The organism is Streptomyces musisoli, assembly GCF_016741855.1.
Lineage (GTDB): Bacteria > Actinomycetota > Actinomycetes > Streptomycetales > Streptomycetaceae > Streptomyces > Streptomyces musisoli.
This window is the reverse complement of the sequence record NZ_JAERRH010000016.1, coordinates 35,424-53,025: the sequence shown is the minus strand read 5'-3', so window position 1 is coordinate 53,025 and position 17,602 is coordinate 35,424. Positions and strand designations below refer to the sequence as shown.

Sequence of the window (17,602 nt, the reverse complement as noted above, 5' to 3'; positions counted from 1 at the left end):
ATGCTCACCCGTGCGACTGATTCCCGCCGACTCGGCGCAGCGCGGCCAGGCAGCCGCCGATTGCGGCGAGGCTGTGCCGCAGAGGCGGCGAGGCTGTGCCGCGGCGCCGGGAGCACGCGCCGCAGTGCCGCGAGCCCGTGTCACAGCGCCGTGAGGGGTTCGGGCGAGCCCGTGCCGCCGTGCCGCAGGTGTGTCAGGCGAACGCCTCCCGCAGCGCGGGCAGCAGGGTCTTCGCCGACCAGTCCAGGTAGTCCCGCTGAGACTCGCCGCCGATCTGGACGAGGGCGATCTCCCCGAACCCGGCCTCCGCGTAGGGCCGTACGGCCTCCACGAAGGCGTCGGGGTCGTCACCGCACGGGATGGAGGTGGCGACGTCGTCCTCGGTCACGAACTGGGTGGCGGCCTCGAAGGAGTCGGGGTGCGGCAGTTCGGCGTTCACCTTCCAGCCCAGGCCGAACCAGCGGAACTGGGAGTGGGCGCGCTTGACGGCCGTGTCCCGGTCCGGGTCGTAACACACGGGCAGCTGGCCTACCCGGGGCTTGCCGCTGCCGCCGTGCCGGTCGAAGGCCTCCAGCAGGCCCGCCTTCGGCTCCGTCGCGATCACCAGGTCGGCGAGGCGGCCGGCGAGCTTGCAGGACTGGTCGCCGGAGACGGCGATGCCGATCGGCGGCGCCTCGTCCGGCAGGTCCCACAGCCGGGCCGACTCCACGTCGTAGTGCTGTCCGTGGTGGGTGACGTGGCCGCCCTCGAACAGCGCCCGGATGATCTCCACGGCCTCTTCGAGCATGTCGTGGCGGACGTCCACCGGCGGCCAGCCGCCGCCCACGACGTGCTCGTTCAGGTTCTCGCCCGCACCCAGCCCGAGCCGGAACCTGCCCTGCGACAACAACTGCACGGTGGCCGCCTTCTGGGCCACGATCGCCGGGTGGTACCGCAGGAGGGGGCAGGTGACGTAGGTCATCAGGGGGATCCGCGAGGTGGCCTGGGCGGCGGCGCCCAGCACGCTCCACGCGTACGAGGAGTGTCCCTGGGAGCGCAGCCACGGGAAGTAGTGGTCCGAGATCACCGAGAAGTCGAACCCCGCGTCCTCGGCTCCCACCACGTGATCCACGAGGTCCCGGGGGCCGGCCTGCTCGGTCATCATCGTGTATCCGATTTGCACCATAACGGGCGAGTCCCCGGCTGGACGGAGGGAAAACGGGCGGCGGGCCCGGTCAGTCCTTCGGCACCTGGAACGTCCGGAGGAACGTCTGAAGGGCCTGCCGGCTGGCCGCGTCGTCCCAGGCCGCCGCCGGGGTGGTGAAGCGCAGGGAGAATCCCCGCCGGCCGCCCAGCAGGAAACCGCGTCCGAAGGTGTGCACCCGGGCGTCGCCGGAGCCCGCCAGCCACTCCAGGTCGGCGGCCTCGCGGCCCTGGTAGGTGGTGGCCCGGAGCGTGCCGACCCGGCGGTAGCCCGGCTCCTTCGCCAGCTCCGGTTCGACGTCGTCCCGCCAGACGGCGACCGGGTCGCGGTCGACGCGCTCGGTGTAGGTGACGGCGAGCGTGGCCGCGTCGCCGCCCCGGCCGAAGGTGACGCGGTAGGCGAGGTCGGTCGCCCGGGCGGTGGCCAGCCGTTTCCAGCCGTCGGGAAGCGCCACCGAGAACCCCTCGGGGGCGTTGTACCGGTGGTAACCGGCCGGCAGGCCGGGGGAGGACGAGGCGGTCGGGGCCGGGGTGGGCGCGGTGCCGCCGGTGTGCCGGCCGGTGGGGGCGGCCGGCGCGGTGGCCCGCGGCGAGGCCCCGGCCGTGTCCGTGTCCGCCGGGTCCGTGCCGGACAGCGCGCCGGTCGCGGCCAGCACCGCGGCGGCCACGGTGACCACGGCCAGCGCGGTGCCGGCGGCCATGACCCGTTTGCTCCTCATCGGCACGGCACGGCGCACGCCCGCGCTCGCGCCGCGCAGCCGGGGTCCGGCATCCGGCCGCCGGTCCGCGTCGGTGTCCTCGTTCAGCGCCCGGGTCAGCGCCTCGCGGACCACCGGCCGGGTCAGCCGTTCCCGCGGGTCCTTGCGCAGCAGTCCCTGCACGGCCTGAGCGAGCGGGCCGGCGCGCAGCGGAGTCCGCAGCGGCAGCCGGTCCACCGCCTTCAGCGTGGCCTCGGGACGGCCGCGGTCCCGGAACGGCGGCCGGCCCTCGACCATCGTGTAGAGCAGCGCGCCCAGCGCCCACAGATCGGCGGCCGGACCGATGCGCTCGTCGCGGGCCTGCTCCGGTGAGGCGTACGACGGTGCCGTGAGCCGCGGCACGAGTGTCGCGCCCGCCAGCCCGAATCCCGTGACGACGACCGGGCCGTCGTCCCGTACGAAGACCTGGCCGGGGCTCAGTTCGCCGTGCGTGATGCCCTCGTCGTGCGCTGCCTGGAGCACGTCCAGCAGCTCCAGGCCGAGCCGGGCCGCCCGGCCCGGACCGAACGAGCCGTCCCGTGCCAGGAGTTCACCGAGGGGTGTGGCCTCGATCCACTCGGTCACCGTCCACAGGGTGCCCGCCTCCACCGCCGCGTCGACGACCACGGCGACCTGACCCGGGCGCAGCGACCGCATGGTCTCGGACGTGCGGACGACCCGCGCCGTGGCGCGGTGCGCGGTGTCCTCGGCGGTGGGCTCCGGCAGGGCGGTCTGCGCCACCAGACGGGGCCGCTGCGCCACCACGTCCTCCGCGTACCACCACAGACGGTTCGTCTCGCGGGAGAAGACCTCCAGGAGCCGGTACCGTCCGGCGACCAACTCGTGTGCGGAGACGTGCGCCTTGACCATGGTCATCCCTCGCTGAAACCCCTGCCTCGACTTTCCCAGAGGTACGCGGGGCCCGCGGGGGAGCGTTCAAAGAATCCCAGATTCAAGCCCGTTCTTGCCTTTTATTCAAACGTTCGAAGGAGCTTGCGATTTCGGGATGCCCGCCGTGGCTCACAGCAGCCCGAAGCGGTCGGCCCAGCCGTTGAGTTCCGAAGGTGTCGTATTGCCTCCGCACACCACGAGCCCGATCCGGGCGCCCTCACCGGCCCGTGCCGCCACCTGCCGGGCCGCCGGCAGCAGACAGCCGGCGGCCGGCTCGGCCCACACCTTGGCGTGGTCGGCGAGGTCCAGGCAGCCCTGGACCGCGTCCCGGTCCGGGACCACCAGGACCTCCTCGACGAGCGCGGACACGTGGTCGTACGTCAGCTGCGACACGGAGGGGGCGCTCAGGGTGGTGACGAGTGAGGACAGCGGCACCGGGACCGGGCCGCCGGCCCTCAGCGCGCCGGACATCGCCTCCGCGCCCTCGGTCTCCACCCCCCACACGCGCACCCCCGGGCGGCGGGCGCGCAGGGCCGCCGCGACGCCGGCGATCAGGCCGCCGCCGCCGACACTGACGACGACGTCCGTCAGCTCCCCGGCGTCCTCGGCCAACTCCAGCCCCACGGTGCCCTGTCCGGCGATCACGACCGGGTCGTCGAAGGGGTGGACCAGGGTCAGGCCCTCGTCCCGCAACCGCGTCACGAGCCGGAAGGCGCTGTCCATGCCGTCGGTCAGCCGCACCGAGGCACCGGCGTCCTCGGCGAGCGCGACGGAGCGCGCGGGCGCGGTGCGCGGCATGACGACGGTGGCCTTCACGTCGAGGGCCGCCGCCATCACCGCGAGCGCGATCCCGTGGTTGCCGCCGCTGACCGCGACCACGCCCGCCGCCCGCTCGGCCTCGCTCAGCGACAGCAGTTTCGCCGTGGCCCCGCGCGCCTTGAACGAGCCGGTGCGCTGGAGCAGTTCGAGCTTGGCGGTGACCGGGACGCCGAGCAGCGCTCCGAGGCCGGGGCTCGGCACGGTCGGTGTCCGTACGACGTGCTCGGCGATCCGCCGTGCGGCGGCTTCGATGTCCGAGATGCCGATCAAGGCGTTTCCCCCTCCCGGCGCGGACGGGAACCGCGCCGCTCGCACCTTGGCCTGCCGGGAGGGTGGAGGTCAACGCCGTTCCGGATCATGGATCGACGCTACAGCGCGCGGCCCACCAGATGGTCGAGCAACCGGCTCAGCTCGCCGGCGGCTCCGGCGGCCAGCGGTGCGGTGCCGAGCAGCCGGCGCGCGGCGACCGTCCGGCTGCGGGCCTCGGCCAGCGCCGCCGCACGGCCGCCCGCCGCCTCGATCAGCGCGGCGGCCTCCTCCGCGTGCTCCGCGGAGCCGAGCAGTGCGGGCAGCTGACGGGCCGCCGGGGAGCCGAGCGCGGCCAGCACCGGGAACGTCTTCTTGCGCTCCCGCAGATCGCCGCCCACGGGCTTGCCGGTGACGGCCGGGTCGCCCCAGATGCCGAGCACGTCGTCGACCAGCTGGAAGGCGACCCCGAGGTGCCGCCCGGCCCGGTCCAGCGCGTCGACCGTCTCGCGCGGTGCCCCGCCGAGCGTGGCACCCAGCGCGACGGCACAGCCCAGCAGCGCGCCCGTCTTGCCCTCCGCCATCGCCCGGTACTCCCGCGGTGTCACCCGGTCGGGACCGGTCCAGGGCCGGGTGGTGAACAGCAGGTCGTCGGCCTGGCCGCGCACCAGATCGGCGAGGGCGGAGGAGAGCAGCCGCACCGCGCCGGGACCCTCGGGCGCGGCGGCGAGCGTTTCCACCGCCAGCGCGAACAGGGCGTCCCCGGCCAGGACGGCCGGCCCGGTGCCGTACGCCCGCCACACGGCGGGGCGGCGGCGCCGGGTCGCGTCGCCGTCCATGATGTCGTCGTGCAGCAGCGAGAAGGCGTGCACCAGCTCCACCGCGACCGCCGCCGGGACACCGGCCGCCCCGTCGGCACCGGAGGCCTCGGCGCCGAGCACGGCGAGCGCCTGCCGCACCCCCTTGCCGCCCGGCGCGTCCGCGGGCGCGCCGCCGACCTCGCACCAGCCGAAGGAGTACGCGGCCATCTCGGCCACCCACGGGTGCAGCCGCTCCACCGCCTCGCGCAGCCGGGGCCGCACCAGCTCCCGGCACCGGTCGAGGACCTGCGGGGCGGACTCCCGCACCGGCGAGGTGAGCGCCGTCACCGTACGACCTCCGCGTCGAGGCCGAACTCCCGCTGGGCCCGGGCCACCATCTCCGTCGCGTGCCGCAGCCCGCTGCGCTCCAGTGTGCGTGCCAGACCGGCGAGTTCGGCCGCGGTCTCGGCGCGGTCGCGGCCCAGCCGGGCGAGGGACTTGGCCAGGCCCAGCCGGGACAGCGCCTCGCCGCGCGGTTCGCTCATCGTCCGGAACTCCGTGAGGGCCAGCTCGTACCGGTCGCGGGCCTCGGCGTAACGGCCCGCGCGGTACAGGACGTTGCCCTGCATCTTGTGGTTGTAGGCGAGGGCGCTGGAGAGGTTCATCTCCCGGCAGGTCGCCTCCGCCTCGGCCAGCAGCTCCAGCGCCCGCCCGGTGGCGCCGTCGCGCACCGAGAGGACGTCCGCGAGTCCGCGCAGCGCCCAGGCGTGCCCGCGCCGGTCGTCGGCGCGGCCGGCTATCTCCGCCGCCTCCTCGAACAGGGCGTAGGCCTTGTCGTGGTCGCCCGTGTTGCGGTGCATCTGGGCGATGCCCTCCAGCGCCCACACCGTGTGCCGGGCCTCGCCCCGTCTGCGTGCCTCGGCCAGCAGCTGCTCGTGCAGCCGGCCGACCGCCGCGTAGTCGCCCTGGATCCGGCCGGTCTCCGCGAGACCGGCCAGCGAGTAGCCGCGGACGACGACGTCCCCGCCGCGCTCGCCGAGTTCGGCCGCGAGTCCCAGCAGCCGCCAGGCCAGCGGGAACGCCCCGCGCTGCCGGGCCAGCGTGCCGCCGCTCCAGAGCGCCCAGGCCATCGCGGCGGTGTCGCCGGCCTCGCGGGCGGCGCGGTAACTCGCCTTCCAGGCGCGGTCGGCGTCCTGTACGTGGCCGAGCCGTCGGTGCGCCTCGGCGACGGCGAGCCCGCAGCGCGCCGCCTCGCCGGGTCGCCCGGCGCGCTCGGCCTCGCGCAGCCGCTCGGTGCCCTCGGCCAGCACGTCGACCAGCGAGGAGTTCACGGACAGGGTGGTGAGGGCGCCCTGGTACTCCGGGGCGGAAGCCTTGCCGTACATGCGTACCCTTCTATACACGGAGTGTATACATGCCGTGTATAGCATCTCGAAAATATGCCCCGGCCCTGAGGGGCCGGGGCCCGGTCTGTTGTCGATCAAGACGCCGGTACGACCGCGGGGGTTGCCCTGGGGTACGGATCACATGTGAAGGTTCAGTGCTGCTTAAGGTTCAGTGCTGCTGAAGGTTCGGTGCCGCTGATGGTTCAGTGCTGCTGAAGGTTCGGTGTCGCTGATGGTTCAGTGCTGCTGGGGCTTCTGGGGTGTCAGCTCGCTCGGCCGCACCACGACGAAGCCCTCTCCCTGGAGCATCAGCTGGACGGCTTCGCCGGAACCGCCGCGCAGCATCGAACCGATGGACTGCGACCGGTGCAGCGAGGTCTGGAGGTGTGCGGTCCAGCCCACCACCGCGTCCGTGTCGACGTACACCGGTGCCTGCGCGGACACGGGGATGACCAGCGGGTTGCCCTCGCAGACCAGGCCGAGCCGGCCCTGCCCGCTGAACACGCTGTTGAACAGGCCACCGCCGGCGATGCCCGACCCCTTCACCGTTTTTATCTCGTACGACAACGAGGCGTCGAAACACAGGACGTTGCGGCCGTTGACGGTGAACTGGTCGCCGGGCTCGACATCGACGACGAAGCAGTTCTGCGCCTCGTGCGCGAACCACGCCTCGCCCCGCCCGCGTACCGCCATGAGGGGCAGCCCCTCACCCGTGACCGCACGCTTGAGCATGCCGCCGACGCCCTGCCCCTTGCGCTCGAACTGGAGGTTGCCGCGGTAGGCGACCATCGCGCCCTGCCGGGCGTGCATCTCGCCGTCGACCGTGTAGCGGATGCACTTGGCGTTCTCCACGGACATGCCCGGCTGCACGGCCGGCTGCACCACGTGCTGACTGGAAAAGAGATCACCCTTCATGCGGGGCATGGTGTCCCGGAGGATGGCATTCCGCCAAGATCACGGTCGGTACCGGTTCAGCCACCGAACAGCTGCGTCCAGTACGTGCCCGCCCGGCCGCCGCCCGCGAACCCGACGCCGAGGTGCGTGAAGTCCCGCTTGAGGATGTTGGCGCGGTGACCGGGACTGTTCATCCAGTCCGTCACGACCTCCGCGGCGGAGCGCTGGCCGCACGCGATGTTCTCGCCGATCGTGCGCCGCCGGGCCCCCGCGGCGGCGGCCCGGTCCCAGGGCTCGCTGCCGTCGGGAGCGGTGTGCGCGTAGAAGTCCCGGGCCACCATGTCCGCGCTGTGCGCCTGCGCGGCGGCGGTCAGCAGCGGGTCCGCGGCCAGCGGGGGCAAGCCGGCCCGGCCGCGCTCGGTGTTGGTGAGGGCGAGGACCTCGGCGGCCGTACGCGTCAGGCCGGCCGGCGTCAGGGGAGAGGCCCACAGCGCGGTCCAGAACCGGTCGCCGGCGTCGGCGTGGGCCAGGGCGGCATGCCGGAAGGCGGGGTCGAGCAGGGTGCGGCGGGTCCGCTCGGTACCGAGGCAGTACTCCACGAACCCGGTCGGGGTGCGCGGGCCGGAGACGAGGTGTTCGCCGACGGCGAGGTACGTGTATCCGGCCGCCGATATCCGCTGGTGCACGGACACGCCGTCCGGCCCCTCCGCGCCGAGCCGGCCCGCGCCCGCCATGGCCCGGGCGTGCGCCCGCGCGGCGGAGACCAGGCGGGGGTCGGGTACGACGGGAAGTGAACCGACTTCGGCACGGGCGGCGTTGACGACCCGGATGAAGCCGTCGTCGACCGGTGAGACCCCGCGACGGAGGTTCCGGTCGGCCGGTGAGGCCCCGCGGGGGAGGCCGTCGGCTGGTGAGGCTCCGCCAGAGAGGTTCCGGTCGGCCGGTGAGGCCCTGCGGCGGAAGCCGGCGTCAGCCTGTGAGGTCCCGCGGGTGAAGCTGTTGTCAGCCGGTGTGGCCCCGCGGGGGAGGCCGTCGGCCGGTGATGCTCCGCCAGACAGGTTCCGGTCGGCTGGTGAGGCACCGGAGGAACTGGGGGAGTGTCGGGGTGTCGCCGTAGCGGTCCGCTCGCCGTCGTCGGACACGTCCACACCGAAGTCCCGGGCGAGTCCGGCCAGTCCGTCGGCGTACCCCTGCCCGATCGCCCGCAGCTTCCAGCCGATGCCCGGGCGGAGGTACAGCTCGGCGAGCAGCAGGACGGTCTCGGCGCCCGGCCGGGGTGGCGCGAAGCCGGCCACGGCACGTCCGGCTCCGTCGGTGACGTCGAGCCGGGGTGCCGGCAGCCGGCCGAGCGGGGTGCCGGGCTCGGCCGCGCTCACCACGACGGTGACCCGGCACGCGCCGCGGCGCAGCCGGGCCGGATCGACGGTCAGGGTGTCACCGCGCAACCGGACCCCGGGCGCGTCGGGCTGGTTGTAGAACACGAAGTCGGCGTCCCCGCCGACCTTTCCGTCGCCCCCGGTCACCAGGGCGGACACATCGAAGGCACCGGCCACACGCAGCCGCACGGCCCCGTCCGGGAGGACCGCATTCCCCCCGGGCACCAGCTCACCCATCCCCACCACCCGGCGTCCACACTCGTCACCCACACAACGCCGCACATCCACAGCCGAGTTCCCGCATCCCGCCCCGAAAGGGGGCGCGGGAAACCGCGAGACCGCCCCCGCACCCGGCGACGGACGTCAGTGACCGGTCGTACATCGCCGGCCGTTCGCAGCCGAGTTCCCGCATCCCGCCCTGAAGTGGCGCGGGGAACGGCGCGACCGGCCCCCCCCACGCCCCCGCACCCGGCGACGGACGTCAGTGACCGGTCGTACATCGCCGGCCGTTCGCAGTCGAGTTCCCGTGGTCCGACTCAAGGGGCGCGGGGAACTGCGCGACCGGCCCCCCCCCACGCCCCCGCACCCGGCGACGGACCGTGACCCCCCTACTCCGTCCCCGCCTTCGGCGCCCCACTCTTCGGCTTGCCGCAGAACGCCGACTCCAACGTCCCCGCCAACGCACTCAGCACCTTCCCGTTGTTCGACGTGTTGGCCACGGCCGTGACGCTCCGCCCGCCGTCCTTCGTGGTGAACGCGTACGAGTAATAGCCCTGCACCGCCCCCGTGTGCCCGTACACCGACATCCCGCAGGACAGGTCGCGCCGCCGCAGCCCGAGCCCGTACGCCGTCGTGGCGTCGACCTTGGTGAACCGCTCCATCTCCGCGAGCCGCGCCGCCGGCAGCAGCTTCCCTCCGAGCAGGGCGCTGTAGAAGACGTCGAGGTCCCGCGCGCTGGAGATGACGGCCCCCGCGCTCTGCGCCCAGGACACGGTCTGCGTCGTCGCGTCGACGAGCGGGGCACCGGCCGTGTCCGGGGTCAGGTACCCACGCGCGTACCGGCCCGGAATCGCGGTGTCCGGATGGACGTAGAACGTGTCGTCCAGTCCCAGCGGTTCGATGATGCGGTTCCGGTAAGCGGTCTGGACGGGCTGCCCGGTCAGCTTCTCGATGAGCAGTCCGGCCACGACGAAGTTGGTGTTGGAGTAGGAGTAGGCGGCGCCGGGTGCGTTGGTGGGGGGCTTCCGCAGGGAGAGAGCGACCAGTTGCCGGTAGGTGAAGACCTTCTTCCGGACCGCCTCGAAGCCGGCGACGCTGTCGGCGAACATGTCGTTCGTGTAGTCGTACAGGCCGCTGCGGTGGCTCAGCACCTGACGGACCGTGATCCGGTCGTCCGGCAGCAGACCCGGCAGGTACCGGTTGACCGGCTCGTCGAGCGCGAGCCGCTGTTCGTTCACGAGCTGAAGCAGCACCACGGCCGAAAAGGTCTTGGTGATGCTGCCGACCCGGAACCGGTCGTCCGTGGAGATGGCCCGCTGCGTGCCGCGGTCGGCAACGCCCTGTGCGGCCCGGTATGTCCGGCCGTGGTCCTCGATCCGGGCCATCGCCCCAGGTGCGCCCTGAGCCACCACCGACCGCAACACCGCGGCCAGACCCGCCGTGTCGGGCGCCGGGAGCGCCGTCCCCGTGTCGGGCGCCGGGAGTGCCGTCCCCGTGTCGGGCGCTCGGTCTGCCGCCGCGGCGCCGGGCGCCGAGGGCGCCGCCGGGGCGTCCGACGGCGCAGCCGGGGCGTCCGGTTGCGGCGTCGCGGCCTGCGCGGGGACCGCGAGGAGCGACAGTGCCACCGCTCCGAGTACCGCTCCCCGCACCACCGTTGTTGGGACCATCGCCTATCACTCCTGTCGGGTCGGCTTCTGATGCGATTTCGGTCACATTCCGTCCAGGGAACCTAGGGGATGGAGGTGACGTCTCCACAGCCGACACACAGCGGGTCATCTCGCGATCACTCCGTGGCTCCCATTCGTAAAGGATTGTCATAGAAGTTCGCGAAATGGATCATTCCGGCTTTACGTGCCCATGACTGATCCGCAAGGGTTACCCCTCGGGGCCAGAACAGCCCCCTTGGCGCCCAACTGCGCCATGCCTCAAGACGGTTGGTGACCCCAGCCGCCTTCGAACGAAGGAACCCTGATCAGATTGCGTAGACCGCACATACGCACCGTGGCGGTCGCCGTCGCGGTGGCGACGGCTGCCACGGGCCTGGCCGGTACGGCCTTCGCGGGTCCCTCCGAGGAGGTGGAGCGGACCTCCGCCTCCGCCGCCACGAACGCCGCGGCGGTGGTGGAGGCGGCGAACACCGCGGCCTTCGCGCACGCCTCGGCGACCGGCGTCTCGAAGGGCGATGCACTGCACGCCCAGGACGTCATGATCGACCCCGAGGGCGCCCGGCACGTTCGCTTCGTCCGCACCCACAACGACATGCCGGTGCTCGGTGGCGACCTCGTCGTCCACCTCGACCGCACCCTGGCCTACACGGGCGTGACCCGTGCGGCCGACCACGCCGTCAAGCCGGCCGCCGCCAAGGCCGAGCTGACCGCGGACCAGGCCGCCGCCAAGGCAGCCAAGGCCGCCAAGGGCGACGCGGGCAGCGCCCAGCTCGTGGTGGACGCCCGCAGCGGCGCCTCCGCCCTCGCCTACCAGGTCACCGTCACCGGCCAGGACAGCTCCCGCACGGTCGTCGTCGACGCGGTGACCGGCAAGGTGCGCAGCAACACGCCCGACCGGGACGAGTTCCTGTCGCCCAAGCTGCTCGACACCCTGCGCGAGCGCGGCGAGACCGCCGACCCGGCCACCGGCATCGAGTCCGGCTCCGCCGCGTCCGGCCTGACCGGCTCCGGCCTGTCCGGCGTCACGCACTACCCGACGTCCGCCAGGGGCACCGGCAAGACCCTCTTCGTGGGCAACGTCAGCCTCACCACCACCGCGACCTCGCGCGGCCACTACCAGCTCAAGGACCCGAGCCGGTACGGCACCGAGACGCGGGACGCCAAGGGCTCGTACACGGAGAAGTTCAGCGCCGGTGCGAAGCTCACCAACACGACCAACGTGTGGGGCAACAACAAGACCACCAGCCGGGTCAGCGCCGCTGCCGACGCCCAGTACGGCATCACCAAGACGCTGGACTTCTACAAGTCCACGTTCAAGCGCAAGGGCATCGCCAACAACAGCAAGCCCGCCCAGGCGATGGTCCACTGGGGCAAGAAGGTCGCCAACGCCTTCTGGGACCCGACCTGCAACTGCATGCTGTACGGCGACGGCGACGGCCAGATGTTCAAGAAGCCGCTCGTGGTCCTCGACGTCACCGGTCACGAGCTGACCCACGGCGTGGTGGAGGCGACCGCCAACCTCCAGCCGACCATCGTCGACTCGGAGGGCAACCAGTACGGCGAGCCCGGCTCGCTCAACGAGTCGCTCGCCGACATCTTCGGCTCCAACGTCGAGTTCTACGCCAAGAACACGAAGGACACGCCGGACTACCTGGTCGGTGAGAAGCTGGGCCTCGCGCAGAAGTTCCTGCGCCGCCTCGACCACCCGTCCCTCGACAAGCTCGAGGGCACGATCGACTACTGGAAGCCGGACACCTACTACACCGAGGTGCACGCCGGTTCCGGTGTCTCCTCGCACGCCTACTACCTCCTCGCGGAGGGCAGCGGCAAGAAGAAGATCGGCACCGTCACCTACAACTCGCCGACGTACCACAACCTCACGGTCAAGGGCATCGGCCGCACCAAGGCGACCGCCATCTACTACCGTGCGCTCACCCGCTACATGGTCTCCACGACCGACTTCCACCAGGCGCGCATCGCGACCCTGAAGGCGGCCAAGGACCTGTACGGCGCGAACAGCACCGAGTACAAGACGGTCAACAGGTCGTGGGCCGCGGTCAACGTGACCGCCGCCAACACGCCGCAGGCCCGTCACTGACGGACGGCAGCGCACACCAGCACCACCGGATGCCCCGCCCCGCGCGGGGCATCCGCATGTCCGCCTACAGGCCGGGCCACTCCGGGCCCCCGGCGCCCGGCGATCGCCGTGTGGGGTCCTTCACCGGGGCCTGTTCCTCCAGCGAGCCGGGCGCGGCCCTGTCCGGAGCGGCGGGGCTGCGGGAGGTCTGCGGGGGCGGTGGCGGCCTCTCGTCGCCGGGCGCACCGGCGCCGGCCGTCGGCAGGCGCAGGGCGAGCAGGGCGGTGTCGTCGCCGGAGGGCATGAGGCGTCGCAGCAGCTCGTCGCAGAAGACGTCCACGCTCTGCCCGGAAAGGCTCCGGACGAGGGCGGAGGCGTGGTGGCGGAGCTTGTCCATGCCCGCGTCGATGGGGCGGTCCCTGCTTTCGACGAGGCCGTCGGTGTAGAAGAGCAGGGTGGCTTCGGCGGGCAGCTCCTCGGAGGCGTCCGGCCAGCTCAGCCCCAGGTGGAGGGTGGCGCTCATACCGATCAGCGGTCCGTGCCCGCTGGTCAGGAAGCGGGTGTCCCCGTCGGCTGTGACGAGGAGCGGCGGTGGGTGGCCGGCGTTGACCCAGTGCAGCCGCCAAGGGCCCCCGTCGGGGCCTTCGACACGGGCGAAGACCAGTGTGGCCATGGGCGCGTCGCTGGTGTGGGTCACCGCCTCGTCCAGCCGGCGCATGATCATGCTGGGCGGTTCCACATGGGTCCAGGCCAGCGCGCGCAGCATGTTGCGGACCTCCGCCATGTGCACCGCGGCCTGCAGATCGTGGCCCACCACATCGCCGATGACCAGGGCCATGACGCCGTCGGGGAGCAGGAAGGCGTCGTACCAGTCGCCGCCGATCTCCATGGCGCTCTGCGCGGGCAGGTAGCGCGCGGTCATCCGCAGGTGGTCGACCTGGGGCAGCGGTGCCAGCAGCTGGCGCTGCATGGTCTCGGCGACGTTGCGCTGCTCGTCGTAGAGCCGCGTGTTGTCCAGTACGAGGGCCAGGCGCCGGCCGATGTCCGCCAGCAGCCGGACCTCGGGTTCGGCGAGGCCGGGGGCGTCCGCGCGCCGGCCCACGGTCAGCGTTCCGTAGTCGCGGTGACGGGAACGGACCGGGACCACCGCGGCGTGCCGGCCGCCGAGCGTGTCGAACAGGATCCGGTGCGTGGCGGCGAAGGGCGCGCTCGGATCCCGCAGATCTGCGGCTCTCAGCAGGACCGGCCGGTCACCGGACGCGCCTCCAGGCGGATACGCGCCCGCGGGCGGCGGCAGCGGGCCCTCCAGGTGCTCCGCCCGGTGCGGGGGGCCGGCGAGGCGCACCGCTACGCGCTCCAGTACGGCGGACCGCGCGTCGACCAGGTCGACCGCGGCCCAGTCCCCGATGGCCGGAACCAGCAGGGGAAGCAGCCGACGCGCCGTGGTGGCGACGTCCATGCTCGACATCAGCACCGATGAGATGTCCGCGAGCAGGTTCAGCCGGCCGGTCAGCGCTTCGAGGGCGGCCGTGTGGGCGGCGGCCCGTTCCTCGGCGTCACGATGGAGGCTGAAGTCGCTGAAGACGACCACCAGCCCGCTCTTCTGCCCGCCCAGCACGAGGGGTGTCGTCGACCAGATGATCGGCAGGGTGGTGCCGTCGCCCCGCAGGAAGTACTCCTCGCTGCCCTCCTCGGCGTCCCGGCTGCCCAGCAACGGCGCCTGCATCAGGCACTGCTCCCGTGGGACCGTCCCGCCGTCGGGACGACGGTGCAGGAGGTCGTGCCCGTCGCACCCCAGCATCTCCGCCGCCGCCCGCGCCAGCAGCCGTTCCGCCCACGGATTGACGTACGTGATGAGCCCGTCCGCGTCCATGGTGAAGACGCCCGCGCCGACGCTGTCCAGGACAGCACCCGCGAAGCCGGGGTCCACGGCGTCATCCGGTCCCGTCATGCGCCCACCGCTCCTCAGTGGTCGGTTCGGCTGTGGCGGCGCCGCGGGGAGCGAGCGCTGCCACAGCTGTCCCGTCTGTCTGCGTGCCCGCCGACCGCCCCTCTAGTCCTGTGACCGTCCGTCCGGGCGATCGCCGACCGGCCGACCGCCGTCCGGGCGATCGCCGTCCGGGCGAGCCGGACCGGCACCGTCACGGTCGAGGCCCGCACCCGGCGCGGTCACACCGCGGGGAGCCGGCGGCGTGCTGTGCGTGCCCAAACGCGGCACACGTGCGCGGACCGGTGGAGCCGCGGACCGGCACCGGCCGGGCCGTCGGGCCTTCCCGGCGCCGTCACACGGGCGCGGCGGGCTGCGGTGCGATCAGACCGCGGCGATGGGCGACCGCGACCGCCTCCGTGCGGCTCGCGGCGCCCAGCTTGGCGAGGATGTTGGAGACGTGCACGCTCGCCGTCTTGCCGGTGATGAACAGCTCCTCACCGATCTGCCGGTTGCTGCGGCCCAGGGCGAGGAGCCGCAGCACGTCCCGCTCCCGCGCGGTCAGCGGCGCGGCGTCACCCCCGTCCGCGCCGGCCCCGAGCCGGCTCCTGCGGGTCAGTGTGTCGATCCGCTCCAGCAGCGGTGCCGCGCCGAGTGCGGCCGCCGTCTCGCGGGCCCGCCGCGCCTGCTCCGCCGCCTCCGCCCGCCGCTCCACGGCCAGCAGCGCCCACGCCCAGCGCAGCCGGCAGCGCGCCTGCTCGTAGGCGTCGCCGTGCTCGAACGCGACGACCGCCTTCTCCCAGGCCGCCGGATCGGGCCCCGACACGACCGTCGCCCACTCCGCCTCGGCACGGGCCAGCCATGCCTGGCCCTCCGGACCCTGCGCCCTGCCCTCGTGGTCCCGGCCGGCCGTGGCCCGCGCCAGCTCCACCAGCTCGGTCGCCGTGTCCGCCCAGCGGGCCGGGTCGCCGCCGGCGTCGCCCGCACGCCGCGACTCCACCGCCCGGTCGGCGACCGCCGCGAGACAGAGCGCGGCCAGCCGGACCGTCACACCCGGCCGGCGCGCCGTACCGTCACCGAGCGCCGCGACCGCCTCCCGCATCCGCGCCACGGCCTCCTCCACGTCTCCGCGACGCGCGGCGTCGTCGGTGAGCACGATCCCCGCGACCAGCGCGCCCATCCAGTCGAACGGGCCCTTGAGCAGCGCACGGGCCCGGTCGGCGGCGCTCTCGTCGCCGCGGGCCAGTGCCACGTACAGGGCGGGGCTGGTGGCGAAGGCGCCGCCCGCCGCGGGCAGGGCGGGGGCCGCTTCGGCCGCTACCCGCAGGCACTCGTCCCAACGGCCCAGCGTGTACAGCGCCAGCAGCTGGAGGTAGCGCATCTCCAGCGGATACGCCGAGGACAGCAGCCCGGCCCGGCGGGCCCGGTCGAGGCCGTCGGTCAGCACGGGCAGGCACGCGGGCAGGTCACCGGCTTCGAAGGCGCCCATCGCCAGGCTGAACAGGGCGCGCAGCTCCACCGGGGCGTTCCCGGCGGTGCGGGCCAGGTCCCGGGCCTGCCGCAGCCGCTCCTGGCCCTCCCGGGAGCGCCGGCCGCCGCCCTCGGCGTTCGCCAGGGAGACCAGCAGGTCGGCCCGGGCGGCGGTCATGCCCAGCTGCTCCGCCGCCCGCAGGGCCTGCCGGCCGACGCGCAGCGCGGTGGCCTCCTCGCCGACCTGCCGGGCGGCCGAGGCATGGGTGGCCGCCGCCCACACCCAGGTCCGCGACGGCGGTTCGGCGGGGATCATCGCCAGCGCCTCGCTGCTGTAGCGGAACGCGGCGGCCAGGCTGTCCACGGTCAGCAGGTTCCCGGCCAGCGTGTACCGGACCCGGGCGGCCAGCTCGTCGTCGGCGTCCTGGCCGACCCCGGCGAGCGCCGCCCGGGTCAGCGAGACGGCGCGGTGGAACTCGCCGGCGTGGGCCGCGGCGGCCGAGGCGCGCAGGGTGAGCGTGATCCGGTCCAGCTCCTGCCCGGCGGGCCGGTCGGACGCCGGCACCGACGCCCACAGGTCCAGGGCGGCCTCCAGATGCCGCAGCTCCTCGGCGGGTGCGCCCAGCCGCCGGGCGTGGTCGGCCGCCTCCAGACAGGCCGCGAGCGCCTCCGGCAGGTCGTGGCTCTCCCGGGAGTGGTGGGCGCGTTCCGCCGCGGTCTCCGGGGTCCGACCGCGGGCCGCGAGCAGCCGGGCGTAGGCGCCGTGCAGCCGGGACCGCTCGCCGGGCAGCAGGTCGGCGTAGACCGCCTCGCGGGTCAGAGCGTGCCGGAAGGCGTAGGTGCCGTCGTCCCGGGCGAGGAGCAACTGGTGGCCGACGGCCGCCCGCAGGGCCGCCTCCAGCGTGTCCTCCGGCAGCCCGGCCGCCTCGCGCAGCAGCGCGTGCTCCACGCGCCGCCCGGCCACGGCGGCGGTCCGCAGCACCTGCTGGGCGGTCTCGGACAGCTGCTCGACCCGGATGAGCAGCAGGTCGGCGAGGCCGCTGGGCACCCCGTCGGCGTCCACCGCGCCGTTCCCGGCGCCGTTCGTGCAGGGGGAACCGCCCTCGGCCGCCGCGAACAGCTCCTGCGCGTAGAACGCGTTGCCCTCCGCGCGGGCGACGATGCCGTGCACGACGGCGTCGGGCAGCGGCCGGTCCTCCAGGGCCCGCACCAGCCGCGCGACCTCCGGATCCGGCAGCGGCCGCAGCTCCAGGCGCTCCACGCCCGGCAGCCGGACCAGCTCGGCGAGCAGGGGCCGCAGCGGGTGGCGGCGGTGCAGATCGTCGGCGCGGTAGGAGGCGAGGACCGCGAGCCGCCGGTCGGGGCCGCCGCCCGGCCGGTGCAGCACGCCCCGGCTGAACAGGAAGCGCAGCAGGTCACGGGAGGACTGGTCGGCCCAGTGCAGGTCCTCCAGGACGAGCAGCAGCGGGGCCACGGCGGCCAGGTCGGCCAGCAGCCCGGCGACGTCCTCGAAGAGCCGGAGCCGTCCGTCCGGGCCGCCGGCCGGGTCCGGGCCGGAGCCCAGCAGCCGGTGCACCGCAGGATGCGCGGCCAGGACGGCCGTGAACCGCTCGTCGGCGGCGAGGACGCCGAGGATCTCCGTGAACGGCAGGTACGGCAGGCCGACGTCCCCGAGGTCCACGCAGTGCCCGGTGACCACGGTCGTGCCGGCCCGCGCCGCCCGCCCGGCGACCTCGTCGAGGAGCCGCGTCTTGCCGACCCCGGCGTCCCCGGCGAGCAGCACGGCACCCGCCGCGCCGCTCCGGGCACGCTCCAGCACGCCCATGAGCCGGGCCAGTTCCTCGTTCCGGCCGATCAACGGCGTTGTGGTGAAGGCGGTCTGCGACACGGCCCCATCCTGTCACGCGGCACC

At 73.9% G+C, this 17,602-nt stretch carries 11 protein-coding genes; 1 reads left to right on the top strand and 10 read right to left on the bottom strand.

Annotated elements, in window-relative coordinates:
- Positions 1 to 193: 193 nt before the first annotated feature.
- The 8 genes from JK361_RS30815 to JK361_RS30780 form a co-directional block, all read right to left on the bottom strand.
- Complete coding sequence (locus JK361_RS30815) at positions 194 to 1,165, bottom strand: LLM class F420-dependent oxidoreductase (protein WP_201824429.1); 972 nt, start codon at positions 1,163 to 1,165, stop codon at positions 194 to 196.
- Positions 1,166 to 1,214: 49 nt separating this feature from the next.
- The gene (locus JK361_RS30810) at positions 1,215 to 2,795 is read right to left on the bottom strand and encodes a serine/threonine protein kinase (RefSeq protein WP_201824428.1); all 1,581 of its coding nucleotides are present in this window, start codon (positions 2,793 to 2,795) and stop codon (positions 1,215 to 1,217) included.
- 144 nt (positions 2,796 to 2,939) lie between these two features.
- On the bottom strand, positions 2,940 to 3,899 hold the full coding sequence (locus JK361_RS30805; protein ID WP_201824426.1) for a threonine/serine dehydratase family protein: 960 nt from the start codon (positions 3,897 to 3,899) through the stop codon (positions 2,940 to 2,942).
- Between the two features lie 98 nt (positions 3,900 to 3,997).
- Entirely contained in the window at positions 3,998 to 5,023 is a 1,026-nt protein-coding gene (locus JK361_RS30800; protein ID WP_201824423.1) for a polyprenyl synthetase family protein, read from the bottom strand.
- The gene (locus JK361_RS30795; protein ID WP_201824421.1) at positions 5,020 to 6,060 is read right to left on the bottom strand and encodes a tetratricopeptide repeat protein; all 1,041 of its coding nucleotides are present in this window, start codon (positions 6,058 to 6,060) and stop codon (positions 5,020 to 5,022) included. The genes JK361_RS30800 and JK361_RS30795 overlap by 4 nt, the downstream gene beginning before the upstream one ends.
- Positions 6,061 to 6,297: 237 nt before the next feature.
- Entirely contained in the window at positions 6,298 to 6,975 is a 678-nt protein-coding gene (locus JK361_RS30790; RefSeq protein WP_201824419.1) for an AIM24 family protein, read from the bottom strand.
- Between the two features lie 56 nt (positions 6,976 to 7,031).
- Positions 7,032 to 8,567 (bottom strand): CAP domain-containing protein, encoded by a 1,536-nt coding sequence (locus JK361_RS30785; RefSeq protein ID WP_201824417.1) that lies wholly within the window; start codon positions 8,565 to 8,567, stop codon positions 7,032 to 7,034.
- 371 nt (positions 8,568 to 8,938) lie between these two features.
- Positions 8,939 to 10,216, bottom strand: coding sequence for a serine hydrolase domain-containing protein (locus JK361_RS30780; protein ID WP_201824409.1), 1,278 nt, complete (start codon positions 10,214 to 10,216; stop codon positions 8,939 to 8,941).
- Positions 10,217 to 10,526: 310 nt separating this feature from the next.
- Here JK361_RS30780 and JK361_RS30775 point away from each other — a divergent pair, with 310 nt between their 5' ends.
- Positions 10,527 to 12,314, top strand: coding sequence for a M4 family metallopeptidase (locus JK361_RS30775; protein ID WP_201824408.1), 1,788 nt, complete (start codon positions 10,527 to 10,529; stop codon positions 12,312 to 12,314).
- A gap of 64 nt (positions 12,315 to 12,378) precedes the next feature.
- Here the strand turns inward: JK361_RS30775 and JK361_RS30770 are convergent, their stop codons facing one another.
- The gene (locus JK361_RS30770; protein WP_201824406.1) at positions 12,379 to 14,244 is read right to left on the bottom strand and encodes a SpoIIE family protein phosphatase; all 1,866 of its coding nucleotides are present in this window, start codon (positions 14,242 to 14,244) and stop codon (positions 12,379 to 12,381) included.
- 331 nt (positions 14,245 to 14,575) lie between these two features.
- On the bottom strand, positions 14,576 to 17,578 hold the full coding sequence (locus JK361_RS30765) for a helix-turn-helix transcriptional regulator (protein ID WP_201824404.1): 3,003 nt from the start codon (positions 17,576 to 17,578) through the stop codon (positions 14,576 to 14,578).
- Between the last annotated feature and the right edge of the window lie 24 nt (positions 17,579 to 17,602).

What these genes read in the sequence shown, in the direction of transcription:
- JK361_RS30790 (WP_201824419.1), bottom strand. Translation starts at nt 6,975, where the DNA reads ATGAAGGGTGATCTCTTTTCCAGTCAGCACGTGGTGCAGCCGGCCGTG.
- JK361_RS30815 (WP_201824429.1), bottom strand. Translation starts at nt 1,165, where the DNA reads ATGGTGCAAATCGGATACACGATGATGACCGAGCAGGCCGGCCCCCGG.
- JK361_RS30810 (WP_201824428.1), bottom strand. Translation starts at nt 2,795, where the DNA reads ATGACCATGGTCAAGGCGCACGTCTCCGCACACGAGTTGGTCGCCGGA.
- JK361_RS30770 (WP_201824406.1), bottom strand. Translation starts at nt 14,244, where the DNA reads ATGACGGGACCGGATGACGCCGTGGACCCCGGCTTCGCGGGTGCTGTC.
- JK361_RS30780 (WP_201824409.1), bottom strand. Translation starts at nt 10,216, where the DNA reads ATGGTCCCAACAACGGTGGTGCGGGGAGCGGTACTCGGAGCGGTGGCA.
- JK361_RS30785 (WP_201824417.1), bottom strand. Translation starts at nt 8,567, where the DNA reads ATGGGTGAGCTGGTGCCCGGGGGGAATGCGGTCCTCCCGGACGGGGCC.
- JK361_RS30795 (WP_201824421.1), bottom strand. Translation starts at nt 6,060, where the DNA reads ATGTACGGCAAGGCTTCCGCCCCGGAGTACCAGGGCGCCCTCACCACC.